This window comes from Rhizorhabdus sp. P4_G5 (genome assembly GCF_056401065.1).
Map to the genome: position 1 here is coordinate 214,291 of NZ_JBFUKB010000003.1, position 26,057 is coordinate 240,347.

General features: G+C 68.2%; 19 protein-coding genes. 6 read left to right on the forward strand and 13 right to left on the reverse strand.

Annotation, left to right across the window (positions count from 1 at the left end; genetic code table 11):
- Positions 1–19 precede the first annotated feature (19 nt).
- The 3 genes from AC1DQK_RS05330 to secA form a co-directional block, all read right to left on the reverse strand.
- On the reverse strand, positions 20–1,915 hold the full coding sequence (locus tag AC1DQK_RS05330; protein WP_477868158.1) for an ATP-binding protein: 1,896 nt from the start codon (positions 1,913–1,915) through the stop codon (positions 20–22).
- A gap of 172 nt (positions 1,916–2,087) precedes the next feature.
- Positions 2,088–2,459 (reverse strand): YbaN family protein, encoded by a 372-nt coding sequence (locus AC1DQK_RS05335; protein ID WP_477868160.1) that lies wholly within the window; start codon positions 2,457–2,459, stop codon positions 2,088–2,090.
- 59 nt (positions 2,460–2,518) lie between these two features.
- The gene (gene secA, locus AC1DQK_RS05340) at positions 2,519–5,257 is read right to left on the reverse strand and encodes a preprotein translocase subunit SecA (RefSeq protein ID WP_477868162.1); all 2,739 of its coding nucleotides are present in this window, start codon (positions 5,255–5,257) and stop codon (positions 2,519–2,521) included.
- A gap of 206 nt (positions 5,258–5,463) precedes the next feature.
- Between secA and argJ the strand changes: the two genes are divergently transcribed.
- From argJ to AC1DQK_RS05355, 3 genes are all read left to right on the forward strand, one after another.
- A complete protein-coding gene (gene argJ / locus AC1DQK_RS05345; protein WP_477868164.1) occupies positions 5,464–6,690 on the forward strand; it encodes a bifunctional glutamate N-acetyltransferase/amino-acid acetyltransferase ArgJ in 1,227 nt (408 codons plus the stop codon).
- 111 nt (positions 6,691–6,801) lie between these two features.
- The gene (locus tag AC1DQK_RS05350) at positions 6,802–7,413 is read left to right on the forward strand and encodes a glutathione S-transferase family protein (protein WP_477868166.1); all 612 of its coding nucleotides are present in this window, start codon (positions 6,802–6,804) and stop codon (positions 7,411–7,413) included.
- Positions 7,413–8,207, forward strand: a complete 795-nt coding sequence (locus AC1DQK_RS05355; RefSeq protein WP_477868168.1) for an inositol monophosphatase family protein — start codon at positions 7,413–7,415, stop codon at positions 8,205–8,207. Before AC1DQK_RS05350 ends, AC1DQK_RS05355 begins: the two co-directional genes overlap by 1 nt.
- 230 nt (positions 8,208–8,437) lie before the next feature.
- Here AC1DQK_RS05355 and trxA read toward each other — a convergent pair whose 3' ends face one another.
- The 10 genes from trxA to AC1DQK_RS05405 all read right to left on the reverse strand — a co-directional run bounded on the left by trxA (position 8,438) and on the right by AC1DQK_RS05405 (position 23,019).
- A complete protein-coding gene (trxA, locus tag AC1DQK_RS05360; RefSeq protein ID WP_477868170.1) occupies positions 8,438–8,758 on the reverse strand; it encodes a thioredoxin TrxA in 321 nt (106 codons plus the stop codon).
- Positions 8,759–8,807: 49 nt separating this feature from the next.
- On the reverse strand, positions 8,808–12,236 hold the full coding sequence (gene addA, locus AC1DQK_RS05365; protein WP_477868172.1) for a double-strand break repair helicase AddA: 3,429 nt from the start codon (positions 12,234–12,236) through the stop codon (positions 8,808–8,810).
- Complete coding sequence (gene addB / locus AC1DQK_RS05370) at positions 12,233–15,283, reverse strand: double-strand break repair protein AddB (RefSeq protein ID WP_477868174.1); 3,051 nt, start codon at positions 15,281–15,283, stop codon at positions 12,233–12,235. Before addB ends, addA begins: the two co-directional genes overlap by 4 nt.
- Before the next feature lie 185 nt (positions 15,284–15,468).
- The gene (locus AC1DQK_RS05375; RefSeq protein ID WP_477868176.1) at positions 15,469–16,227 is read right to left on the reverse strand and encodes a nucleotidyltransferase family protein; all 759 of its coding nucleotides are present in this window, start codon (positions 16,225–16,227) and stop codon (positions 15,469–15,471) included.
- Positions 16,224–17,183 (reverse strand): aminoglycoside phosphotransferase family protein, encoded by a 960-nt coding sequence (locus AC1DQK_RS05380; protein WP_477869236.1) that lies wholly within the window; start codon positions 17,181–17,183, stop codon positions 16,224–16,226. The genes AC1DQK_RS05375 and AC1DQK_RS05380 overlap by 4 nt, the downstream gene beginning before the upstream one ends.
- Positions 17,180–17,623 carry a tRNA (adenosine(37)-N6)-threonylcarbamoyltransferase complex ATPase subunit type 1 TsaE gene (tsaE, locus tag AC1DQK_RS05385; RefSeq protein ID WP_477868178.1) on the reverse strand — a complete coding sequence of 148 codons (444 nt, stop codon included), beginning with the start codon at positions 17,621–17,623 and terminating at the stop codon, positions 17,180–17,182. The genes AC1DQK_RS05380 and tsaE overlap by 4 nt, the downstream gene beginning before the upstream one ends.
- A 120-nt stretch (positions 17,624–17,743) precedes the next feature.
- Positions 17,744–20,131 (reverse strand): sensor histidine kinase, encoded by a 2,388-nt coding sequence (locus tag AC1DQK_RS05390; protein WP_477869238.1) that lies wholly within the window; start codon positions 20,129–20,131, stop codon positions 17,744–17,746.
- Positions 20,132–20,242: 111 nt separating this feature from the next.
- Positions 20,243–21,652, reverse strand: coding sequence for an adenosylhomocysteinase (gene ahcY / locus AC1DQK_RS05395; RefSeq protein WP_477868180.1), 1,410 nt, complete (start codon positions 21,650–21,652; stop codon positions 20,243–20,245).
- Positions 21,653–21,792: 140 nt separating this feature from the next.
- On the reverse strand, positions 21,793–22,281 hold the full coding sequence (locus AC1DQK_RS05400; protein WP_477868182.1) for a hypothetical protein: 489 nt from the start codon (positions 22,279–22,281) through the stop codon (positions 21,793–21,795).
- A 177-nt stretch (positions 22,282–22,458) separates the two neighbouring features.
- Positions 22,459–23,019, reverse strand: coding sequence for a YqgE/AlgH family protein (locus tag AC1DQK_RS05405; protein ID WP_477868184.1), 561 nt, complete (start codon positions 23,017–23,019; stop codon positions 22,459–22,461).
- A gap of 23 nt (positions 23,020–23,042) precedes the next feature.
- Here AC1DQK_RS05405 and AC1DQK_RS05410 point away from each other — a divergent pair, with 23 nt between their 5' ends.
- The 3 genes from AC1DQK_RS05410 (at position 23,043) to AC1DQK_RS05420 (ending at position 26,057) form a co-directional block, all read left to right on the forward strand.
- Positions 23,043–24,005, forward strand: coding sequence for a glycosyltransferase family 2 protein (locus AC1DQK_RS05410; RefSeq protein ID WP_477868186.1), 963 nt, complete (start codon positions 23,043–23,045; stop codon positions 24,003–24,005).
- 91 nt (positions 24,006–24,096) lie between these two features.
- Positions 24,097–24,579, forward strand: a complete 483-nt coding sequence (locus AC1DQK_RS05415; RefSeq protein WP_477868188.1) for a redoxin family protein — start codon at positions 24,097–24,099, stop codon at positions 24,577–24,579.
- 29 nt (positions 24,580–24,608) lie between these two features.
- Positions 24,609–26,057 carry an AMP nucleosidase gene (locus AC1DQK_RS05420; protein ID WP_477868190.1) on the forward strand — a complete coding sequence of 483 codons (1,449 nt, stop codon included), beginning with the start codon at positions 24,609–24,611 and terminating at the stop codon, positions 26,055–26,057.

Genomic DNA, 26,057 nt, shown 5'->3' on the forward strand with positions numbered 1-26,057 from the left:
GCGGCCCTCGGCTCCGTCTTCAGCCCCTCGTACCGCGCATGAAATCGGGTTCGACGATATTGTCGATCGCCTGCGCGATCGGCAGGGGGATGGCGCCGACTTCGTGGTGGAGCAGCGTGGCGAGCGCGCGCGACTGGGCGAGCAGTTCGTCCAGCACCGCCGGCTCGCATTCATGGCGCAGGCACTGGCGGCTGATCCCGGTCAGCAGGCGCGAGAGGCTGAAGCTGCCGAAGCTGTCGAGCAGGGTGCGCAATGCCTCCGCCTCCGCCGCCGCCAGCTCCCAGGCCCTGGCGCGAACCGCGGCGGCGATGCGCTGCGGCCGATCACCGATGTCGAACAGCAGCATCTTTATGAGCACTGCGACCTCCTCGTGGCCGCCCTGCTCGACCAGCAGGTTGAGGCGTGCGCGGTCGAACTGGTCACCGCCGGTCTCTGCCTGCACGCGCTTGCTACGGCGCATCTTCCCGATCATGTCGAGCAACTGGCCCGACACGATCGGCTTGGGCAGGAAGCTGTCGACGCCGGCCTCGAAATAGATGCGCCGTCGTTCCGGCAGCGAGTCGGCGCTGATCGCCAAAATCGGCGTATTGCAAGCCGGGGCGTCGAGCGCGCGGATGGCGCGGGTGGCGGCCAGGCCGTCGAGCTCCGGCATCTGCATGTCCATCAGGATCAGGTCGAATGGCTGGACGGCGATGGCGCCGAGTGCCTTGCGGCCATCGTCGACGGCGACGACGTGATGGCCTTCGCGGCTCAGCAGCCCGGCCATCAGGCGGCGGTTGATCGGGTTGTCTTCGGCCAGCAGGATCTGCATTGGGCCGGTGAGCGCATTTTCCGCCGAGGCCCCGCTGTCGGCGTGCTTGAACGGCAGTTCCACCGAGAAGGTGGTGCCGCGCCCCGGGTCGCTCGACACCGCGACCGAGCCGCCCATCGCTTCTGCCAGCTGCTGGCTGATTGCGAGGCCGAGGCCGGTGCCGCCCTGCAGCCGCAAGCGAGCCGCATCGACCTGTTCAGCGCGCGAGAAGATCCGGCCGAGCGCGTCATGGCCGATGCCGCGACCGCTATCGCGCACGGTGATCATCCAGTAATCGCCCTGCTCGCCCGAGCGGGTCGGGGACAGGCCGACCGAGACGCTGCCGGTTTCGGTGAATTTGATCGCATTGCCGACCAGGTTGGACAGCAATTGCTGAAGCCGCGCCGAATCGCCGCGCACGATCACCGGTTCGCCGTCGAGGCCATGGACATCGAGCGCCAGACCCTTGGCGGCGGCGGCGCCGTTATACAGGTTGATCGTCGTGCGAATCGCCGCCTTCAGGTCGAAATTGATGCTCTCGATGACGACCCGGCCGGCTTGCACGCGCGAATAATCGATCATGTCGTCGACCACGCTCATCACCGTGCAGGCGGCTTGGCTCAGCCCTTCGAGCAGCGAGCGGCGCTGTTCGCCGGGCGGATCGCGCCGCAGTGATTCGATCAAGGTGAGCAGCCCGTTCATCGGCGTCCGGATCTCGTGGCTCATCACCGCGAGCAGCTCGGCCTTGGCGCGTTCCGCCGCACGCGCCTGGTCGCGCATGGCGATCAACGCGCGCTCGGCTTCGACTTCCTCGGTGATCTCGCGGATGATGCCGAACAGGCTTTCGGGGCCATCGCACTGCGCGGCAATTTCGACGTGGATGAGCTTGCCGTCGGGGCGGGTGATGCGGAACCGCGTTGGCGGCATCGCTCCGGTTCGGACCGCTTCGTCGACGGCCAGATCGATCCGCCCGAGCTCTTCGGGGTGATACAGACTCCGCATGAGCTCATAGGTCAGGACGATATCGTCCGCGATGCCGAGGATCCGGCGCAACTGGGGGGACCAGACATGGCGGTTGCTCCCATAGTCGGAGCGCCAGGTGCCGAGCCCCGCAAGCGACTCCACGAGGGCCAGCAGACCGTCGGCCTCGGTTTTGTCATCCAGCGAAATCGGCCCATCCCCCCTTTTCGCCGAGCGGTTAACCTCCCGCCCAGACTGATCTTTAGGGCCAGATCGGGCCTGAGGGAAAGCGATAGATGTAAACTTCGGTTAACTCGAGACCTGACCGGCCGAGATCTCACGCAGCGGGCCGCGTCGCCACATAGATGGCGCAGGCGACCAGCGCAGACGCAACGATGACCGCCAGCCACCACATCGGCCGTAGCGTGAACAGCATGATCGCAAAGCCCCCGGCCATGCTCGTGATCGCGACGATCTTAGCCTTGCGCGGGATGGCGCCGCGCTCGCGCCAGCGGCGAATCGAGGCGCCGAACCAGCGATGATCGAGCAGCCACGACTCGAAGCGAGGGCTGGAATGGCTGAAACAGCCGGCCGCCAGGATCAGGAAGATCGTGGTCGGCATCACCGGCAGCAGCAGGCCGATAAAGCCGAGCGCAACCATCACCCAGCCCAGCGCGAACCAGCCCCAGCGCTTGATGGGGCTATGCATGGGCTAGTGGTTCCGCCGAGGCGCGGCGCCGCCGCCCCCGAGCCGGGCCGCAACTGCCACTAAAGCGCGCCGTGGCAGTGCTTGTACTTGCGGCCCGACCCGCAAGGGCAGGGCGAGTTGCGGCCCAGGGTCGCGGCGACCTCGGGCGGGATGGCGAAATCATCGCCAGCCATGCCCAATGCCGCTTGCGGTGCCCGCGTCGTGATCAAGCCCAGCATGCCCGCGTCGCGGTCGGCCGAATCATCGTCGCCGGTGAACGGATCGAGGTGGCTGGTGATGAAATCGGGCATCGGCGGCAGTTCGGCGAAGTCCTGCGGCGCGGCCTCGAAGCGCACGGTAGCAAGGATGCGGGTCACCTCTTCGCGGATGGCGAACAGCATCCGCTCGAACAGCGCGAACGCCTCCGACTTATACTCGTTGATCGGCGTTTTCTGTGCATAGGCGCGCAGGTGGATGACCTGGCGCAGCGCGTCGAGCGTCGCGAGATGCTCCTTCCAGTGATGGTCGAGCGTCTGCAGCAGCACGCTCTTCTCGACCCCATGCCAGTTCTGCTCGTCGATCACCTCGCGCTTGGCGGCAATCACCGCATCGGCCTCGGCCAGCACCCGTTCGGTGAGCCTCTCGGGATCGATGCCGTCCTCGGCCAGCCAATCGTCGAACGGCGGCTCGATGCCCAGCGTCTCGGCGGCGCGCGCCTTCAGCATCTCCATGTTCCACTGTTCGGGATAGGAGTGGGGCGGGCAGGCTTCGCCGACGATCACGTTGGCGGTGTCGGCGCGCATGTCGGAGACGACCTCGTCGACGGTGTCGGCATCCATGATGTCGGCGCGCTGCTCGTAGATCACCTTGCGCTGGTCGTTCATCACGTCGTCATATTCGACGACCTGCTTGCGAATGTCGTAGTTGCGCGCCTCGACCTTTTTCTGCGCGGTCTCGATCGCCTTGGAGATCCAGGGAGAGACGATGGCTTCGCCATCGGCCAGATTCTTGTTCATCATCCGCGCGAACATCGTCTGCGGGCCGAAGATGCGCAGCAGATCGTCGTCGAGCGACAGGTAGAAACGGCTGAGGCCGGGATCGCCCTGACGGCCCGAACGGCCGCGCAGCTGGTTGTCGATGCGGCGGCTCTCATGGCGCTCGGTACCGAGCACGAACAGGCCGCCGGCGGCGAGCACGGCTTCCTTCTCGGCAATGATCTCGCCCTTGATGCGTTCCGCCGCGGCATCGAATTCGGGTGTGCCGATCTCGAGGTCGGGATGCTCGTCGAGCAGGCGGAATTCGAGGTTGCCGCCGAGCTGGATGTCGGTGCCGCGGCCGGCCATGTTGGTGGCGATGGTGATCGCCCGCAGCCGGCCCGCCTGCGCCACGATATGCGCTTCCTGCTCGTGATAGCGCGCGTTGAGCACCTTGTGTTCGACGCCCTCGCGGGTCAGGAACTCGGACAGCAGCTCGGATTTCTCGATCGACACGGTGCCGACCAGCACCGGCTGGCCGCGCTCCTTGGCTTCGCGGATCGTCTGGGTGATCGCGGCGAACTTATCCTGCATGTTCTTGTAGAATTCGTCGTCCTGGTCGATCCGCTTGACCGGCAGGTTGGTCGGGATGGTAACGACGTTCATCTTGTAGATCTGGTAGAATTCGGGCGCTTCGGTCGCCGCGGTGCCGGTCATCCCGCCCAGCTTGGGATACATGCGGAAATAATTCTGGAAGGTAATCGAGGCGAGCGTCTGGTTCTCGGGCTCGATCTGGACGCCTTCCTTGGCTTCGACCGCCTGGTGCAGGCCATCGGACCAGCGGCGTCCGTCCATCATCCGGCCGGTGAACTCGTCGATGATGACGACCTTGCCGTCCTTGACGATATAATCGATGTCAGCCTTGAACACGATGTTCGCCTTCATCGCCTGGTTCAGGTGATGGACGACCTGGGTATTCTCGAAATCATAGAGGTTGGCGCCCTCGAGCAGGCCGGCATCCTCCAGCAGCCGCTCGACCCGCTCGGTGCCGTCCTCGGTGAGCACCACCGAGCGCGCCTTCTCGTCGAGCTCATAGTCGACGGGCGTGACCTGCTGCACGATCGCGTTGACCTGCTTGTACAGCTCGGACTTGTCGTCGGTCGGGCCGGAGATGATGAGGGGCGTGCGCGCCTCGTCGATCAGCACCGAATCCACCTCGTCGACCACGGCAAATCTGAACGGGCGCTGCACCATCGAGCTGCGCTCATATTTCATGTTGTCGCGCAGATAGTCGAAGCCGAACTCGTTGTTGGTGCCGTAGGTGATGTCGCAGGCATAGGCGTCGCGGCGCTGATGATCGCTGAGATTGGGAACGATCACGCCGACGGTCAGGCCCAGGAAGCGATAGACCCGGCCCATCCACTCGGCATCGCGGCTGGCGAGATAATCGTTGACGGTGACGACGTGGACGCCCTCGCCCGGGAGCGCGTTGAGATAGACCGCCAGCGTGGCGACCAGCGTCTTGCCTTCGCCGGTCCGCATCTCGGCAATCTCGCCGCGGTGGAGGACGATGCCGCCGATCATCTGGACGTCATAATGCCGCTGGCCGAGCACGCGCCGGGCGGCCTCGCGCACCGTCGCAAAGGCCTCCGGGAGCAGCGAATCGAGCGACTGGCCTTCGTCGAGCCGCTTGCGGAAGATGGCGGTCTGACCGGCCAGTTCCTCGTCGCTCATCGCCTCCAGCGTCGGCTCGAAGCCGGCGATGCGCTGGACGATCGGCCGCAGCGACTTCACATAACGGTCGTTCGACGACCCGAAAATGGCTTTGGCGAGGCCGCCGAGCATGGGCATTCCTTGAAACATGGGCGCGCGGGCGGCGTTTATGCCGCCTCGCGATCGTGCGGGTGCAGATAGGTGCCGGGGCCGACTACGTCAATTCGCCGCCCTAATGATGATGTGCCGGCGGAGTTCCTCCGCATCGGCCCGGCGCTCGTCCGATATTTCAAAGTCTGACCCTGCCCCCTATAGCGGCGGTCCCTCCGGAGTAGCTCATGACCGATCGTTCGCCGCTTGCGCCCGCCGCCTTTCCCGTCCTGCCGCCGATCGCCGGCGTCCGCGCCGCCGTGACGCGCGCAGGCTACAAGGCGTGGGAGCGGAGCGATCTCACCTTCGTCTCCTTCGCCGAGGGCACGGCGGTCGCCGGCGTCACCACCAGGAGCAAATGCCCCTCGCCCGAGGTCGAATGGTGCCGCGCCGCACTGCCGCTCGGCCGGGCACGGGCGCTGGTCGTCAATGCCGGCAACTCCAACGCCTTCACCGGCGATCGCGGCCGCGCCGCAGTCGAGGCGATCACGGCGCGGGTGGCGGGCGCGCTCGGCTGCAATCCGTCGGACGTCTATGTCGCCTCGACCGGGGTGATCGGCGTGCCGCTGCCGATCGACAAGGCCGAGGCCGGGATCGACGCGGTGCTGACCGCGCCCGAGGCGAGCTGGGAACAGGCCGCCGAGACGATCATGACGACCGACACCTTCGCCAAGGCCGCCATGGCCTCGGCGATGGTCGGCGGCACGAAGGTCGAGCTGGTCGGCATTGTCAAGGGCTCGGGCATGATCGCACCCGACATGGCGACGATGCTGGGCTTCGTCTTTACCAATGCCGCCATCGCGGCGCCGCTGCTCCAGACGATGCTGGACGAGGCGAACGGCAGGAGTTTTTCGTGCATCACCGTCGATGGTGACACCTCGACCAGCGACACGGTGCTCGCCTTCGCCACCGGTGCGGCGGGCAATCCGCCGATCACGACGGCCGACGACGCAGGCGCCGATGCCTTCCAGGCGGCGCTGGCCGATGTCTGCCTGCAGCTGGCGCAGCTGGTGGTGCGCGACGGCGAGGGCGCGTCGAAGTTCATCAGCATCGCCGTCGAAGGGGCGGAGAGCGACGCCAGCGCGCACCGTATCGCAATGTCGATCGCCAATTCGCCGCTGGTGAAGACCGCGATCGCCGGCGAGGACGCAAATTGGGGCCGGGTGGTGATGGCGGTCGGCAAGGCGGGCGAGCCGGCCGAACGCGACAAGCTGTCGATCCGCTTCGGTGCCACCCAGGTGGCAAGCGGCGGCCTCGCGGTCGAAGGCTATGACGAGGCGCCGGTCGCCGCCCATCTCAAGGGCCGCGAGGTCGACATCGGCGTGAACCTCGGCATCGGCAACGGCCGCGCCACGGTTTGGACATGCGACCTCACCCATGGCTATATCTCGATCAACGCCGATTATCGGAGCTGAGGCATTCCGCTCTGTGTCATCCCGGCGGAGGCCGGGTCTCGGGCGTAGGACCGCCATCCCATGAGATTCCGGCCTCCGCCGGAATGACGCAGTTGGGCCCAAGGAGTCGACATGTCGCTGATCATCTGGGGCCGCCTCAACTCGCACAACGTCAAGAAGGTGGCGTGGGCTGCCGATGAGATCGGCATGCGGCATGTCCGCCACGATATCGGCGGCAGCTTCGGCTATACCGACGCCTATCTGGAGATGAACCCGAACCGGCTGGTGCCGACAGTCGAGGATGACGGATTCGTGCTGTGGGAATCGAACGCGATCCTGCGCTATCTCGCCAGCAAATATGCGTCAGAGCTCTGGCCGTCCCACCTCGAGGAGCGTGCTTCGGCCGATCGCTGGATGGACTGGCAGTTCGGCTATGCCGATGCGCAGCGGCCCGCCTTCCTCAACATGGTCCGATACGCTCCAGCGGATCGCGATCAGGCGGCGGTCGCCGCGTCGGCCAGGCGCTGCGGCGAGATGATGGCGATCCTCGACGCGGCATTGGCGCGCAAGCGCTGGTTGACCGGCGACGATTTCGGGATCGGCGACATACCGATGGGGGTCTATGTCCATAGCTGGTATACGCTCGACATCGAGCGGCCGGACTGCCCGCATGTCGCCGACTGGTATGCGCGGCTGCAGGCGCGGCCCGGCTATGCGGCCAATGTCATGATCCCGCTGACCTGATGCACAGCCTCTACCAGCCCGTCCTCGACCTCATGCGCGCGGTGGCGCGCGACATCATGATGCCGCGCTTCCGCAAGCTGTCGGCCGACGAATATGCGGAGAAGACGCCCGGCGATTTCGTGACGATCGTCGATCGCGAATCGGAAGCGCTGCTGAGCGAGGCGCTGGCGCGGCTGCTGCCCGGGGCGCGGATCATCGGGGAGGAGGCGGTCGCCGCCGATCCCGCGATCGTCGACCGGGTCGGCGAGGGTGTCGCCTGGATCATCGATCCGCTCGATGGCACCAATAATTTCACCGAGGGCAAGCCGCCCTTCGCGATCATGATCGGGCTGGCGGTCGATGGCACGCGCGAAGCCGGATGGATTCTCGATCCGATCGGCGGCCGGGTCTGCCATGCGGTGCGCGGCGGCGGCTGCTTCGTCGACGGCGTCGCGGTTCGGGCGCGGCGCTCGGACGGCCGGCTGCCGAAAGCGGCGATCGCCACCTATTTCATGCCGGAAGACCGCCAGGCGGACGTTCGCCGCCGCGCCGAGGGCCGGATCGAGATCGTCGACATCCCGCGCTGCGCGGGCGAGCAATACCCCCGGCTGATCCTGGGCCAGAACGACATCGCCCTGTTCGAGCGGACCCAGGTCTGGGATCATGCGCCGGGCGCGCTGATGCTCGAGGAAGCGGGCGGCAGGATCGCGCGCAACGACGGCGCGGACTATCGGCTCGACGTTCCGGGTCGCGGGGCGATCGCGGCGAGCACGCCCGAGATGTGGGACCTGGCGAAGGCCGTGCTGTTCGACTGAGAATTAGTTTTTATACGCTGCCGCTAAAACGAACCGCTCATGCTGAGTAAGGACTGAGCTTGGCGAAGCATGTCCTGAGCGCCTGCCTTGGCAGGCAGTCGAAGGGGCCGCATCGAAGTACGTCCTTCGAGACGCCACTTCGACAAGCTCAGTGGCTCCTCAGGATGAGCGGATGATACTATCGAACCATATGATCTGCCCTCCCGTGAAAGGGAGGGGGATAGCAGCGCTTATAGTTCGCTTTCGAGCCAGCCCTTGAGCTGGCTCTTCGGTGCGGCGCCGACCTTGGTGGCGGCGGGCTGGCCGTTCTTGAACAGGATCATCGTCGGAATGCCACGCACGCCATATTTGCCGGGGGCGTCGGGATTTTCGTCGATGTTGATCTTGGCGATGGTCACCTTCTCGCCCAGTTCGTCCGAAATCTCTTCGAGAGCGGGGCCGATCATCTTGCACGGGCCGCACCATTCCGCCCAGAAATCGACGAGCACGGGGCCTTCGGCTGCAATGACGTCGCTGTGGAAGGACGAATCGGTGATGGCTTTGGTCGGCATAGAAAGCTCCTTGAGGTTGATCTGGATGTAGGATGGCTGGAGGTTCGGCTCAACGGCCTGTCCGCTGCTTTTGCTCCTCGGCCCTAAAGCCGGGCTTGTTCGCCTGCAGCAGCGCTTCGGGCAGTTCGATGAGGTTCGGACCGGCGGTGTAGAGCAGTGCGGCCTCGATCGGCCGGCCGGGAAAGATCACGCGCAGCGCCGCCGCATAGGCCGCCATCTGGCGGATATGGTGCGCCGGAGCTGCGGCCAGGTCGGCGGGGGCGCGACGGCCGGTCTTGAAGTCGACGACGAGGATGCGATCGTCGCTCACCAACAGCCGGTCGACCGTGCCGGCGATCACCTCGCCGTCGACGACCGCGGCAATCGGCGCCTCGGCCAGCGCTTCGGAGGAGAAGATCGCGGAAAAGCGCGGGTCGGCGATCACCCGGCAGGCGTCGTCGGCAAGCTGGCGGGCATAGCCGGCATCGTCGACTCCCGCCGAGCCCAGCAGCCAGCGTTCCGCCACGGTCGCGCGATCTGACGGTGCGATTCCGGGCAGCCGCTCGAACAGGGCGTGGAGCAGGGTGCCGCGCCGGGCCGCCTCGCGCAGGGCTGCCGACGGAGGAGGATCGGCTATGTCGTCGGTGCCGATCGAGGATGGCGCCAGCGGCCGGGATGGGCGTGCCTCGACCGGGGCGGGGGCCCGCAGCCAGGCCGGTTCGGCCAGCCGCGGCGCTTCGCCGCGCGGGCGAGCGGGTGCGGCGGCCGTGCCCGGCTGCACCGTGCCATGATAATGGCGCGCACTGGTCCACAGCTCGTCGTCAACAGGATCGCAGCCGAGGCCGGCCATCGCCTGGTCGACCGCCTGGTACCAGCTGGCGGCGGGCGGCACGCCTTTCGCTCTTATGCCGAGCGCGCCGCCGATCACCAGATGCTCCTGGGCGCGCGTCAGGGCGACATAGAGCAGCCGCCAATGCTCCTGCCGCTCGCGGATCCTGAGGGCTTCGGCGTCCTCGCGCAGCGCATCGACCATCTCGTTGCGGCGCGGGCGCAGGATCGGCACCGGCAGCGATTCGTCGTCGAGCGCCCAGTCCAGCCTGCGATCGGGGCTGAGATCGGGATCGGCCGTGGCGTCGGCGAGGATGACGAGCGGCGCTTCGAGGCCCTTCGAGCCATGGACCGTCATCACCCGCACCGCATCGAGCGGCGCGGAGGGGTCGCGGATGATCTCGACATCGCCGCGGTCGAACCAGTCGAGGAAGCGCTGCAGGCTGGCGGTGGCGGTGCCCTCGAACTGGAGCGCGGCGCCGAGCAGTTCCTCGATCGGATCGCGCGCCTCGGTACCCAGCCGGCGCAGCAGCTTGCGCCGGCCATCGAGCGGCCCGGTGAGCAGATGCTCCAGGAAGCGATAGGGCGTGGTGAAGTCGGCGCGGCCGAGGATGTCGTCGAGGGCCGCGATGGTAGCGGCATCGCCCGAAGCGCGCACCGCATCGATCAACGCGCCCTTGCGGCGAAAGGCGACGCGATAGAGCCCCTCCTGGTCCCAGCCGAACAGCGGCGATACCAGGAGGGCGGCGAGGCTCAGATCATCCTCGCGCTGGACCGCGAAGCGGATCGCGGCGAGGAGGTCCCTGACGCCGAGCGGCGCGGTCAGGCGCAGCCGGTCGACGCCGGCCACCGGCACTTTCTCCGCGTGGAGCCGCGCCACGATCAGCGAGGCAAGGTCGGCGCGCCGCCGCACCAGGATCAGGATGTCCTCGGGCCGGATCGGCCGCTTCTTGCTCGCGAGCCACAGCCGGTCGTCGATCCACTGCTTCACCTGTTTGGCGAGACGGGTGGCGTAGGCGCGGGTGGCGCTGTCGGCGAAGCCCTCCTCGCCCTCGTCGTCGATCGCCTCGTCATGCGCGAGCGGCCGCCACAGCGTGACGCGGCCGGGGATGTCGTGATGTGCGGCATGGCGCTCGGCGGGGTTGAACAGGCCCATCGTCTCATGGCCCAGATCGGTGACGAGCTGGTCGACCAGCTCGAGCACCGCCGGCGCGGAGCGAAAGCTCCGGTCGAGTGACAGGTCGCGAAATTCACGCTCGGCGTGGAGTGCCTTCAACGCGAACTGGAGCCGGGCTCGTTCGAACTCGCGCGGGTCGGTGCCCTGGAAGCCGAAGATCGCCTGCTTGAAATCGCCGACGGTGAAAAGGGTGCGGAGCACCTGGCCGCGCGCGCCCGCGCCGGCGAAGAATTCCTCGGCGATCCGGTCGACGATCGCCCATTGCGCGGCATTGGTGTCCTGCGCCTCGTCGACGAGAATGTGGTCGGTGCTCTGGTCGAGCTTGAAGCGCACCCAGTCGCCCATGCCGGGCGTGTCGAGCAGGCGCACCGCGGCGCGGATCAGGTCGTCGAAGTCGACCAGCCCGGCGCTGCGCTTCGCCTGCGCATAGGCGGCGGCATAGGCTTGGCCGGCGCGCAGGCCGGCGGCGATCGTCGCGGCGAGCGCGGCGCGGATGCGCAGCGACAGCAGCGCGCCGATCTGTTCGGCGAGCCTGCCGCAATGATCGACATAGAGCGGCTCGGCGTCGATCAGCTTCTGCGAATATTTGCGCGGCTCGCCCGATTTCGTCAATGCGACGCCGATCAGATCGTCGAGCATCGCGGCGCGCGCTTTGGGCGAGGCAGCCAGGAAAGCGGCGACGATATCGGCATGCTCCAATCCGCTCTTGGTGCCCCAGGCGGCGTTGGCGGCGGCGAGCTTCTGCAGGCAATCGAGATCGAGTTCGGCGCAGCCCTTCTCGATCGCCTCCTCGACCTCGCCGAGCGGCGCGCCTAGCGCCCAGCGCAGCCGCGGTTCGATCGCCTCGCGCGCGCCGAGCCCGGCCAGCGCGTCGGGCGCGCGGGCGCAATCGAGCAGATAGGCTTCGACGCCGGCCTCGCCGAGGCGGAGGCTCAAGGCTTGCACGTCGCGGATCAGGGGAAGATCGCCGCCGCGGGTGGCGGCATCGAGCATGTCGGCGAGGGTGCGGCGCGCCAGGGCCGCTTCCTCGCGGCCTTCGATCGGGCGGAAGCCGGGGGTGAGCCCCGCCTCGGCCGGGAAGCCGGCAAGCAGCGTCTGGCAGAAGGCGTGGATGGTCTGGATGCGCAGCCCGCCGCCGGGCGCGTCGAGGACCCGCGCGAACAGCCGGCGCGCGCGCTTGAGCGCATCGGCATCGCTGTCCTCACCCAGGCGGGTCAGGTCCTGCGCGAGCTTGCGGTCGTCCTTCAGGCCGGCCCAATGCGCCAGCCGGCGGTGGATGCGCTCGGCCATCTCGGCGGCGCCGGCCTTGGTGAAGGTCAGGCACAGGATCGATTCGGGCGCCGCGCCGCCGAGCAGCAGCCGCAGCACCCGTGCGGTCAGCACATGGGTCTTGCCGGTGCCGGCCGACGCGGACAGCCAGACGAGCTCGCGCGGGTCGGAGGCGTCGCGCTGCTGCGGCTGGAGCGGATCGAGCGGTTTCAGGCGCGCGCTCATGCCCCAGCTCCTTCGCCGCGGCCTGCGTCGGCATCGCGGCCATACCATTCGTCGAGCCGCATCAGCTGGTCATAATCGGCATAGGGCGCATATTCGGGCGCGATCTTCGCGGTGAAGGGATCGCTGCCGGTCAGCCACCGCTCGACCGCCTGCCGCAATATCGCTTCGGCATGGGCGATGAAATCCTCGGGGGGAATGCCGCTCTTGCCGCCGGCCGGGCTGCGGACCTGCCCGAAGGCGTCCTTGTCCTTGGCGAGCGACCAATATTCGAAGGTCAGCGGCTTGCCCTGCACATCGTCGAACCCGCCGCGCGCGGCGATCAGCCCGAGCAGGCCGAGCTGCATCGCATAGCCGGCCTGGACCTGCGCGGCGCTGGGCGGCTTGCCGGTCTTGTAGTCGACGATCGCGAGCGTGCCGTCGGCGAGCCGGTCGATCCGGTCGACCTTGCCCTTGAGGGTGATGCCGGCGATGCTGGTCTCGCCATCGATCTCCGCCGCGATCGGCTTGCGGCCGGAGAGCGCGGCCTCGACCATCTGCGCGGCGACCCAGCGCAGCGCTTCCATCAGCCGGGGCTCCCACAGCGCACGCATCACCGGGTGCGCGGCCATGTCGGCAAGCATCGCCTCGGCGCGCGGCAGCAGCCTGGCGGAATCGCAGCCGTCCTGCTTCATCCAGGCTTCGAACACTTCGTGGACCGCGGTGCCACGCCAGGCCGGGGTGGGATCGGCGTCGACGGCATCGAGCGGGCGCAGCCTGAGCATGGCATCGGCATAGAAGGCGAAGGGATCGGCCTGCAGCCGGTCGAGCTTGGTGACGGCGATGACGGTCGGGCGGTCGGCAACCGGCGGCGTCGGAGCGGGGCGCCTGTACCACAGCCGGTCGGCCGGGCGGTCGAGCGCCGCCGCCCAGCTCGGCAGGCGATGCTCGCGGGTCATGCCGCCGGTCATCGCTTCGAGCCGCAGCCAGAAGCGCGAGGCTATGGTCGGCGCTCGGGCATCGCGCCGCGCGCGGGTGACGATCACCTCGGGCGCGCCCAGCGCCATCGCGAAGTCATGCGCCGACAGGCCGATGCGCCGCTCCAGGCCGCTCAGGCCCAGCTCGGCGCGGATGCGCGGGGCGAGCCAGGGGTCGGGGCTGGGCAGCGTCGGCCATATGCCCTCGTTGAGCCCGCCGAGCACCATCAGGTCGGCATGCTGGAGCCGCGCTTCGAGCAGGCCCCAGATCGAAAGGCGCGGATGGCCGCCCTGCGGCGGGCGGACCGCGACCGCATCCATCATCAGGCGCAGGGTCGGGGCGAGGCCGGCCGGCTCGAACGCGGCCGGGCCGAGCGGGGCGGCGGCTTCGAGATCGGCGATCAGATCGGCGGCGGCGCGGCCGTCGGGACCCGACCAGCCGGCGTCGCCGGAGAGGGTGGTGACGGCCTCGCGCAGCGCTGCGAGCAAGTTTCCCAGAGTCCCTTCGTCCCGAGCGAAGTCGAGGGACGTTGGCCGGGCGGAGCGTGTCTCGACTTCGCTCGACACGAACGGAGCAGTAAATACCTGTTCCAGCGGCTCCAGCAGCGCTTTCACCTCGGCCCACCAGCTCTGCGCCGGCGCCCTGGCCCGCGCCGAATAGCGGTCGCCATCCGCCAGGAAGCGGGTGATCCCGTCGAGGCCGCCGGGCGGGCGCGGCCCGCGCAGCGCCATGTCCAGCTTGCGCGCGCCATCCAGCCAGGCGCCACGGGCTTCGCCGCGGCGGACCAGCGGATGCTTGAGCAGGGCAAGCAACGGCACCGGCGCAAAGCCCTCGGCGGCGGCTTCGGCGATGGCGAGCAGCAGCGTGCCGGCGGGGGTCACCGACAGCGGCGTCCCGGCGCTGTCGTCGGCAACGATTCCCCAGCGCGCGAGATGCGCGGCGACGCGGCGCGCCAGGACGCGGTCGGGCGTCACGAGCGCGGCGGTGCGGCCGGGGGTCTCGATCGCCTCGCGCAGCGCCAGAGCGATCGTCTGCGCCTCCTCGGAAGGGTTGGCCAGTTCGATCGCGCGCACGCCGGTCAGGCGCCGTTCGGCCGGTGGCAAGCCATGCCATTTGTCGGTGAAGGCAGCGGGCGCCATCGCGTTGGCGATCGCCTTCGCCCGGATCGCCCGCGCGTCGCGTCCGCCGCCCCAGCGCCAGGTCTGGATCTCGTCGAGGCCGACGTCCATCTGGTCGAGCAGCAGCTTGAGCGCATATTGCGGATGGCTTTCGATCGGCCGCGGCGGCCGCGATCCGTCGTCGCGGGGCTGGTGCGGGCCGAGCGCCTCCCATTCCTCGCGCGGCGAGATGGTGTCGACGCCGGGCAGCACCACCATCCCCCGCGGCAGCCGCGCGACTATGCCGAGCAGCCTTGCCACCGCGGGCGTCGTGCTGCTGATGCCCGCCGCGATCACCGGGCCCGGGGGCGGGCTGGCGCGCCAGTTGCGGGCGACGCGGTCAAGCAGGCGGTTGCGGCGTTCGGCGAGGTCGATGCGGCCGCGCGCCTGGAGCAGCTGGGGCCAGCGCGTCAGGATCGCGTCGAGCATGTCGAGCGAGCGCTGCCAATGCTCCGACAGGTCGGGCAGATCGGCGAGGCCGCGCAGCTTCGACGGTGGCACCTGTTCGATCAGCAACTGGTCGAGGGTGCGTCCAAGCTCGCCCGCCAGGCGGATCGCCTCGCCGCCGTCGATCGGATCGCCGGCGGCGGCGCGCGCTTCGCCGGTCAGGCGGGCGAGGATCATCTGCCGTTCGAGCGGATCGATCGCGGGCGGAACAGGGTCTGCCCCGTCGGTGCCGATCGGATCGAGCAGCCCGCCAAGCCGTTCGTCGAGCTCGGGATCGCCGATCGCCACAAGCCGCGGCAGCAGCAGCCCACCCTCCGCACGACGCACGAAGGCATCGCTGATCGCGCGGGCGGCGCGGTTGTTGGGCACCAGGATCGCGGCCCGGGCCAGCTCCAGCGGATCGGGCCCATATTGCGCGATCAGGCCACCCGCGAGCGCGTCGGCGAAAGCGCGATGCGCGGGGATCGTGAAGACGGTGGGGGCGGTCATCGAGGCCACCTTAGGGCCAGTCGCTGTCGGATAGAAAGGGCGTCGACAGCGAACCGCTCGTCAACCGTCGCCCCAGCGAAGGCTGGGGTCCATGTCTGTCCTGCCTTGATGTGCCATCTGATAAGACGACAGAGATGGATGCCAGCCTTCGCTGGCACGACCCCTCATTTTTCAAGAGTGGGAGCTTAGCCGAACCCCAGTATGGCCTCGGTCTTGCCGATCGCGGGCGGCGTGCCGACGTCGAACCACAGGCCCTGGTGGGACAGACCATAAGCCCGGCCAGCGGCGACGGCGCGGTCCCACAGCAGGTTGAACGAGAAGGGGCCGTCCGGCAGGTCGGCGAACAGCCGCTTCGAGACGAGCTGCACCCCGGTGAACACGAAGGGCGCCACCTTGGCGGCCCGCCGCCTGCTGATGCGTCCGGCGGGGTCCATGTGGAAATCGCCGAGCCCGCTATGGCAGTTCGCGCGCGCCAGCGGCACCAGCAGCAGCAGCGCATCCATTTCCGCATCGTCCCAGCGGTCGGCGAGCAGCCGGATCGCATCGACCGGGCCGTCGATCCAGAGATTGTCGCTGTTGGCGATGAGGAAGCGCTCGTCGGCGATCAGCGGCAGTGCCTTGGCCACGCCGCCGCCGGTTTCCAGCAGCAGGCCGCGCTCGTCGGAAATCTGGACGTCCAGGTCGCCGGCCTTGCGCTTGAGGTGCGCCTCGAGCGAATCGGCGAGATAGTGGACGTTGACCACGACCCGGCCGATCCCTGCGCTGCGCAGCCGATCGAGGACATGGTCGAGCAGCGGCTTGCCGGCGACCTCGACCAGCGGCTTCGGGCGGGTCGCGGTCAGCGGGCGCATCCGCTTGCCAAGGCCCGCGGCCAGCACCATCGCGGTGCCGATCGGCGCCTGGACCGGGTTGGGGCGCAACGACATCGGCTTGGCGAAACTCATGCCGCGGTCCCTTGCCAATGCGCCGCCCGCGCCGCCGGCGGGACATGGGCGTCGAACCATGCCTGGACCGGCGCCAGCGCGGGATGCGCCAGATCGCGTTCCAGATAGGCCCACACGCGCGGCTGGAAGGCGAGGTAGCGGGGCTTGCCGTCGCGCTTCCACAGGCGCGTGAAGATGCCGAGGATCTTGGCGTTGCGCTGGGCGCCGAGCAGCGCATAGGCGGCGGCGTCGAACGGGCGGCGGGCGGCATAGCGCGCGATCATGGCCGCCTCCAGCGCATGTGGTACGTCGCGGCGCGCATCCTGGAGCAGCGAGACGAGGTCATAGGCGGCATGGCCGGCCAGCGCATCCTGGAAATCGAGCAGGCCGAGGCTGCCGTCGCCGAGCAGCATGATATTCTCGGCATGGTAATCGCGCAGCACGGTGATCGACTGGTCGGACGCGATCGGCGCAAGCGCTGCGTCCCATGCGGCCCGATAGGCGTCCGTGTCGCTGTCGAGCCCGACGGCGGGCATATACCACTCGGGGAACAACCCTGCCTCGCGCTGGTACACGGCCATGTCATAGGGCGGCAGGTCGCCGGGGCGGGCGGCGTGAAGATCGGCCAGCAGGTCGATCGCCTGGGCATAGATCGGGGTCTCCGCGGCGGGATCGGCTTCGATCACCTCCTTCATCCGGGCGTCGCCGAAATCCTCGAGCAGGATAAGCCCCCGGGCAAGATCCTCGGCGAGAATGCGCGGCGCGCGAAATCCGATTCGGTCGAGGTGGCGCGCTACGGCGAGAAACGGTCGGCTGTCCTCATGTTCGGGTGGCGCGTCCATCAGCACCGCGCTCTGCCCGTCGCGTTGGACGCGGAAATATCGGCGGAAGCTGGCGTCGCCGGCCAGCGGCAGGATCGCGGCACCACGCCAGCCGGCATCCTCCAGGAAGGCAGGGGCATGCGGGGGCGGAATCATCGGGGCGGCCATCGGCCTTCCCATGCCGCGGGCACGTGCCAAGTCAAGCGGCGCGCATCATCGCCGTCGCGCTCGATGCGGAGGCGGAGCGCATCGGGCCACAGCATAGCGCCCATCCGCTCGGGCCATTCGATCAGCAGCGCGCTGTCCTCACGCGCCTCGTCGAGGCCGAGCTCGACGATCTCGCCAGGATCGTCGATGCGGTAGAGATCGACGTGCCAGAGCGGCAGGCGGAGGTCCGGCGGGGCATAGGGGACGACGATCGGAAAGCTGGGACTGGGCACGTCGCCTTCGAAGCCCAGGGCCAGGATCAGGCCGCGCGCGAGGGTGGTCTTGCCGGCGCCGAGATCGCCATCGAGCGCGATCACGTCGCCCACGCGCACCAAGCCGGCCAGCGTGGCGCCGACGGCGCTGGTTTCGGCCGAGCCAGTCAGCCGCATGTCTGATCGGTCATCCCGGCGGAGGCCGGGATCTCGATAGGGGGGCGCGACATCGGCTCCGTCCCGGACGATCGAGACACCGGCCTCCGCCGGGGTGACGGAACGGGCGTGCGATACATCCTAAAGCGCCGCCTCGCCGTGGCGGCGCGGCAGATGGATGGTCACGGTAGTGCCACGGCCCGGCTCGCTCTCCAGCGCGATCGAGCCGCCATGCGCCTCGACCAGCTGGCGGGTGAGCGGCAGGCCGATGCCGATCAGCTGCTTGCCGTCCTCGTTATTGGCGTCGATGCGCGGATAGCTGTCGAAAACCCGCGCGCGCTGAGCGGCATCCATGCCCTGGCCGGTGTCGGAGACCGTCCAGATGATCATGTCCTCGTCGCCATGGACGCGGATCGTGACGCGTCCCTTGGGCGGGGTGTAGCTGATCGCATTGCTCAGCAGATGATCCGCGATCTGGCGCAGGCGGCGCGGATCGCCACGCATCAGGCCGAGTTCGGGCTCGATGTCGACCAGCAGCGATACCGGCTTCGCCTTGGCCGCCTTGCTCGCCGAGGACACCGCCTCCCTCAGCACCACGCCGACGTCGACATGCTCCTCCGAGAGCGGGAGATTGCCGGCGGCGCCCTGAGTGAGGTCGAGCACGTCCTCGACCAGCGACCCTAGCCGCCCGACCGACGACAGGATCGCCTTGACATATTCGCCCGCCACCGGCGGCAGATCGCCCGCATAGCCGGCGTCGAGCAGCTCGGCGAAACCGGCGATCGAGGTCAGCGGCACGCGCAGCTCGTAGCTCATATTGGCAACGAAGGCGGTCTTGAGCTTGTCGGCTTCCTCCAGCGCGTCGGCGCGGCCGCGCAGGGCCTCCTCGATCCCGCGCGAGGCGGTGATGTCGAGCAGGGTGAACAGCGCGTTGCCGTCGGGCAGCGGCACCACTGCGAAATCGAAATAGCGGCCGTCGGCGAGTGCCATCCGCCCGGTGCGGGCCTGGCGGTCGACGGTGGCGATGCGGACCAGGTCGCGCAGCAACTGCGCGCGCGAGGGGTCGGCGAGCTTGGCGGCGACCAGCTCGACCATCGCGTCGACGCGCAGATTCTGGGCGAGATCGGCGTCGGACAGGCCCCAGATGTCGCGGAAGCTCTGGTTCCAGATGTGCAGCCGCCCGTCGGACGCGAACACGCCGATCGCCTCGAACAGATTGTCGAAGGTCGCGGTCCTCACGCGCAGCAGCGTGTCGCGGGCGCTCGACAGCTGGACATGCTCGGTGCGGTCCTCGAAGAACAGCAGCAGGCCGCCATTGGGCAGCGGCTGCGCGACGACGCGCAGATGCTGGCCACCGGGCAGCATCCATGTCTCCTCGATCGCGTCGACCGCGTTGAACCAGCCGCGCCGCTCGGCCTTCCAGCCGGGAAAGTCGCGCGCTTCGGGCAGCCGCTGGGTTTCGCGCATCCGTTCGAGCACGCGATCGAACTCGGGGCGGTCGGCGAGCCATTCCGGGGCGAGCGAGAAGAACTGCAGGAAGGGCTGGTTGTAGAAGAGCAGGCTGCGATCGGGCGCGAACTGGGCGACGCCGGCCGACAGCCGGTCGAACAGTTCGCGCTGGGCCTCCTGGAAACGGCCGAGCTCGCCGCGGGTCTGCTCGAGATCCTGAATGTCGAAGGCGTAGCCGGCGACGCCATGCTCGCCCATCGGCACGTCCACGATCCGCATCGTCCGCCGCTGGCCGGAGAGCGTGACCGGCACGACATGGGTCTTGATCCGGCCGCTGTCGCGCGCGGCGAGCGCCGTCGCGCGCGGCGCACGGCCCTCGGCGGCGTCGATCAGTTCGATCCCGCGGGTGACGACATCCTCGGCGCTGGCGCCCTCGACCGCGGCGACATAGGCCGAATTGACCAGCGCCAGCTTGAGGTCGGGCCCGCGGTGCCACATCGGGAAAGGGGCGGCCTCGATCAGCGCCAGGCAGCTGTCTAGCGCATCGCTGATCGCCGTTGCCTCGGCCGAGAGACGGGCGATGGCGCCTTCGCTTTCGCTATTGTCGAACAGCCAGACGATCACGCCGTCACCGATCGGCGGCGTCGCCAGCCGGCCGCGCGCGAGCAGCACCCGATCGGTGCCGGCGAGATGGAGGGCCCGCTCGAACGGCCTTCCGGCCTGGATCGCGGCGGCGACATCGGCGGCGAGGCCTTCCGCGTCGACCACCGATATGCCGCCGACGCGGAGGTCCTGGCTGCCGGCCATGTCATCGATCGTGGCGGGCTGCCGGGCGAGGCCGAGCCAGTGCGCGAGGCGGGCATCGCCGGCGACGCGGCCGTCGAGCGAGACCCTGAACGGCACGGCCGGGGCGCTGGCGAGGAGGGCCGCCTGGCGCTCGATTTCGCGGGCGCGCGCCTTGGCGACGGCGTCGCGCCGCAGGCCCATGAGGATGGCCGCAACCGCGGCCGCGATCCACAGCGCGACGATGATCGCGAGCATCAGTGCGGCGACCGGGTCGAGCTGGATCATCTGCTGCATGGTCGACGCTTCTAAGGTCGGCATCGGCCTGCCGCAATGGCAACCGATGCAGCCGAAACGTCGCCACCTTCATTCCCGCGCCGGCGGGGATGAAGGTGGCGGTATCGGATATTAGTAGCGGTAATGGTCCGGCTTGAACGGGCCTTCGGTGCTGACGCCGATATAGCCCGCCTGCTTGGGGGTGAGCTTGGTCAGCTTGACGCCGAGCTTCTCGAGGTGGAGCGCCGCCACCTTCTCGTCGAGATGCTTGGGCAGGACATAGACCTGGTTCTTGTAGGTCTCGCCCCGGGTCCACAGCTCGATCTGGGCGAGCGTCTGGTTGGTGAAGCTTGCCGACATCACGAAGGACGGGTGACCGGTCGCGCAGCCCAGGTTCACCAGCCGGCCCTTGGCGAGGATGATGATCTGCTTGCCGTCGGGGAAGGTCACCAGGTCGGTGCCGGGCTTGACCTCGTTCCACGCATAGTTGCTCAGCGCCGCGATCTGGATCTCGCTGTCGAAATGGCCGATGTTGCACACGATCGACATCGGCTTCATCGCCGCCATATGCTCGGCGGTGATGACGTCGGCATTGCCGGTGGCGGTGACGAAGATGTCGGCGCGGGTCACGGCCTCTTCCATCGTCACGACCTCGAAGCCCTCCATCGCCGCCTGCAGCGCGCAGATCGGATCGACCTCGGTGACCATCACGCGCGCGCCGCCGTTGCGCAGCGACTGGGCCGATCCCTTGCCGACATCGCCGAAGCCGGCGACGCAGGCGACCTTGCCGGCGAGCATCACGTCGGTGGCGCGGCGGATCGCGTCGACCAGCGATTCCTTGCAGCCATAGAGATTGTCGAACTTCGACTTGGTGACGCTGTCGTTGACGTTGATCGCGGGGAACGGAAGCTCGCCCTTCTTGGCGATCTCGTAGAGGCGGTGAACGCCGGTGGTGGTCTCTTCCGAGACGCCCTTCAGATTCTTGACGGTCTCGGTCAGGTAGCCGGGGCGGCGGGCGATGAACGCCTTGAGCGCGCGCTGGAACTCGACTTCCTCGTCATTTTCCGGCTCGCCGAGCGTCGCGCCCGCCTCGAGCTTGGCGCCCCACAGCGCGAACATGGTGGCGTCGCCACCGTCGTCGAGGATGATGTTGGCGGTCTCGTCGCCCCAGTCGAAGATCGAACCGACATAGTCCCAATAGTCGGCCAGGCTCTCGCCCTTGATCGCGAACACGGGCACGCCGGTCGCGGCAATGGCGGCGGCGGCGTGGTCCTGCGTCGAGAAGATGTTGCAGGTCGCCCAGCGTACCTGCGCGCCCAGCGCGGTCAGCGTCTCGATCAGCACGGCGGTCTGGATCGTCATGTGCAGCGAACCGGTGATGCGCGCGCCCTTCAGCGGCTGCGACGGGCCGAACTCGGCGCGCAGTGCCATCAGGCCGGGCATCTCGGTTTCGGCGATGTTGATCTCCGCGCGGCCGAACTCGGCGAGGCTCAGATCGGCGATGACATAATCGTTGAATTCAGTCGCAACGGCGGTGGCCACCTTGCTTCTCCTTGGGGCTGTGGCAGCCGGAGTCACCGGCGGCGATGCTCGCGGCCTTAGCGGCAGGGGGTCGGGAATGCAAATATAAAGATATCTTTATATCCGCTGCCACATAAGAAGGAGCGTCCGGCCGGGGTCGATCAGCGCCCCAGTTCCGCCATCGCCTCATGCCCGCAGATCCCGCCGGGCAAGACCGGATTCAGGCCCTGGCGGGCGGCGATCATTTCGAGGCCTTCGCCGGAATTGGCCATCAGCGCCGCTTCTGCCGCTATGCTGCGCGCATCGTCGCACGTGTCGGCATTGGTGCGGCCGGCGCCATAGGCGTTGGCGAGCGAGGTAGCGAAACGGTCATAGGCGGTCTGGCCATAGACCGGCCCGGCCGTGCCGATGAAGAAGGCCTTGAGCTGGTCGTTGGCGGCGCCGATCGCTGCGCGGTTGCCGCGCACAAAGGCGTTATAGTTCGCCGAGATGTCGAAGCCGGTGGCCTGGCAGCGCAGCGTCTCGACCATCAGGAAGGTCTGGAGATCGCGGATATGTGCGGCGCTAACATGCTCCGCCGACCAGCAGCCGGCCGTGACCGGTGATGCCGCTGTCAGTATCGCGGTTACCGCGCACAGGATATTTCGCATCGGAGAACGCCTCGCCTCGCTGCCGGCTGCCCCCGTCGAGCCGCCAGACCATCAGCAAAGCTGCGCGATATTCTTTTCCTTAAGATTGAAGGTTTTGGTTAACGCCCAGGCGAACTCTTTTGAAATCAGTACGTTACCGGAATGAAATAGCTGGTGGGCGCTTTGTAGGTCGACCCGTCACGCCTGGCCGCTGGTGGCGGCGAGCAGGCGCGGGTCGATGCCGGCACGCCGCATCGCCAGCTCCCAGCGGCGCGGCGCGTCATTCTCGAACAGCAGCTCGTCGTCGCCGGGAGTCGCCAGCCAGCCATGGCGCCGCATCTCCTGGTCGAGTTGCCCCTCGCCCCAGCCGGCATAGCCGAGCGCGACCAGCCAGCGCTTCGGGCCCTGACCCTCGCTGATTGCGCGCAGCACGTCGAGCGTCGAGGTCAGCCCCCAGCGCTCGCCGACCTGGAGGGTGTCGCCGCCCGCCCAGTCGGTGCCGTGAAGGACGAAGCCGCGTTGCGGCTCGACCGGACCACCGACATGGATCGCGCAGTCGGGCGCTGCTCCCGGCGGAATGTCGAGCTGGTCGAGCAACTGGTGCAGGGTGATGCCGGGCAGCAGCCGGCCGACCCCGACGCCGAGCGCGCCATGCTCGTCATGGGCGCACATCGCGATCACCGCCTTGGCGAATCGCGGATCGCTGATGCCGGGCATGGCGAGCAGATATTGTCCGCTGAGAGAGGCTGGCGCATCCATCGCCAACTTTTATAGTCCTGCCGATGACGACGCAATCGGGGGAAGAGGCAGGCGCGCCAGGCCGAGCCGTGATGACGGTGGTAATCCCGGCCTATGGGGTTGGCTCGATGCTCGCCGACGCGATCGAATCGGTGATCGCGCAGGACCGGGCAGACTGGACCGTGATCGTGGTCGATGACGGCGACGCGCGGGTGGCGGAGCATGTCGCGCCCTATCTCGAGGATCCCCGGATAAATTTCCTCCAGACCGATAATGGCGGGCTGCCGACGGCGCGCAACCGCGCGATCGCCGCGGCGGACACGCCCTATGTCGCGCTGCTCGACGGCGACGACATGCTCGAGCCTGATTTCGTCTCGGCGATGGTCGCGGCGATCGAAGCCTCGCCGCGGATCGGCTTCGCGACCGGTGACGCCGTCTTCTTCGGCGCCGACCGGGTGGGCGAGCGCTTCTCGGCCTATTGCCCGCAGATCCTGCCCGCGACGCTGGAGCGGGTCATCCGCCGCGAGTTCAACATATTCGGCCTGACCGCGATGCGCCGCGAGGCGATACAGGCCATTGGCGGCTTCGATGCCGGGCTCAAGTCCTCCGAGGACCTCGACGCCTGGATCCGGCTGCTCGCGGCCGGCTGGGACCTCGCCTATGTGCCGCGCCCGCTGGCCCGCTACCGCCGCCGCGAGGGGCAGATGTCGGGCAACACGGCGGTGATGCTGCGCACCGCCCATGCGGTGATGGACAAGGCGCGACACTATCTCGCCGGCCAGCCGGAAGCGGCCGCGGCGGACGAGATGTGCGCGCGGATCGAGCGGGATATGGCGATCGAGGACGGCTTCCGGCGCGTCGCCGCCGGCCAGGTGCGCGCCGGCGTCGCCGACCTGATCCGCCTTGGTGTCGGCACTCGCAGCCCACGCTGGCGCAAGGCGCTCTGGCTGATGCGGATGGCACCCTTCCTGGCACCCTGGCTGCTGCGGCTACGCGAGCGGGTCTAGAACGCGCTTGGGAAGAACGGCTGGTGGTATTAGTCCATAAACTGCAACATGATCCGATTAGCCGCACATCGGACAGACACGAGGACAACATATGACGATCGCCACCGGAGCCCGAATTCCCGCCGCCAGCTTCAGGAAGATGACCGCCGAGGGCCCGGCCGAGGTCACCAGCGACGCGCTGTTCGGCGGCCGCACCGTGGCGCTGTTCTCGGTGCCCGGCGCCTTCACCCCGACTTGCTCGGCGCGCCACCTGCCCGGCTTCATCGACAAGGCCGAGGCTATCCTGGCCAAGGGTGTCGATGAGATCGTCTGCACCGCGGTCAACGATGCCTTCGTGATGGACGCCTGGGGCAAGTCCGCCGGCGCCGGAGGCAAGGTGACGATGCTCGCCGACGGCAATGGCGAGTTCGTCAAGGCGCTCGGCCTGACGATGGACGGGACTGCCGCCGGCATGGGCCTGCGCGGGCAGCGTTTCTCGATGATCGTCAAGGACGGCGTCGTCACGACCCTCAATGTCGAGGCGCCGCGCGATTATAATGTCAGCAGCGCCGAATATATGCTGGGTCAGCTCTGACGCCACTGCCGCACAGGAGGGACGCCTGTTTGCCATCTGCCCAGAGCCTGGCCATCGTCGAACAGCTCGACGCAATCTACCGCACATCGGTCTCCTGCCTTCGCGCCGCGCTGAACCTGTACATCCAGAGCGGCGCGCGGCCCGATCCCGCGCTGCGCGGCAACGGCGCCTTCGCCTATCCCGAGATCAGGCTGCGCTATGACGGCGCGCGGGACCCGGGCCCGCTCGGCCGCGCCTATGGGCGGCTCCAGGCGGCCGGCGACTATGCGATCGCCGTCACCCAGCCATCGCTGTTCGCGCCCTATCTCGCCCAGCAGATCGACCTGCTGATCGACGATTATGGGGTCACCGTGGAAGCCGGTGTCAGCACCACCGAAATCCCCTATAACTATGTGCTCGACGCCGGCGAGGATCTCGACCTGACCGGCGCCTCGCCAGTCGATCTGGCGCGGATCTTTCCTTCGACCGAACTGGCGCAGATCGGCGACGAACTCGCCGACGGCCTCTGGGTCCATGACGGCGACAGCCCGCGCCCGCTCGCGCTGTTCGATGCCCCGCGCGTCGATTTCAGCCTGGCCAGGCTCCGCCATTACACCGGCACGCCGCCGGGCCACGTCCAGGACTATATCCTGTTCACCAACTATCATCGCTATGTCGACGAGTTCGTCCACTGGGCGATCGACCAGCTCGACGGCGACAGCCGCTATACGCTGCTGAGCGGCGCGGGCGGCGTCGAGGTGCGGCCCGGCGATCCCGATCCGCGCGCCGCCATCGCCGACAGCGCGTGGCGGCGGCACCAGATGCCGGCTTATCATCTGGTCGCGCCCGACCGGTCGGGGATCACCCTCGTCAACATCGGCGTCGGTCCTTCCAATGCCAAGACGATCACCGATCATCTTGCGGTGATGCGGCCGGCCGCCTGGCTGATGATCGGCCATTGCGGCGGGCTGCGCCCCAGCCAGCGCATCGGCGACTATGTCCTCGCCCATGCCTATCTGCGCGACGACCATGTCCTCGACAGCGTGCTGCCGCCCGAAATCCCGATTCCGGCCATTGCGGAGGTGCAGCAGGCGCTGACCCACGCCGCCGAGATCGTCTCCGGCGAGAGCCGCGAGCAGCTCAAGCTCAGGATGCGCACCGGTACGGTGGTGACTTCGGACGATCGCAACTGGGAGCTGCGCTACACCGCCTCGGCGTTGCGCTTCAGCCAGAGTCGGGCGGTCGCGATCGACATGGAGTCGGCGACGCTCGCGGCCCAGGGCTATCGCTTCCGTGTCCCCTATGGCACGCTGCTGTGCGTTTCCGACAAGCCGATCCATGGCGAGATCAAGCTGCCCGGCCAGGCCAACCGCTTCTACGAACGCGCCATTGCCGAGCATCTCCAGATCGGCATCGCGGCCGTCGATCAGCTGCGCGGCGAGGGAGCACGCCTGCACAGCCGTAAATTGCGCGCGTTCAACGAGCCGCCTTTCCGCTGA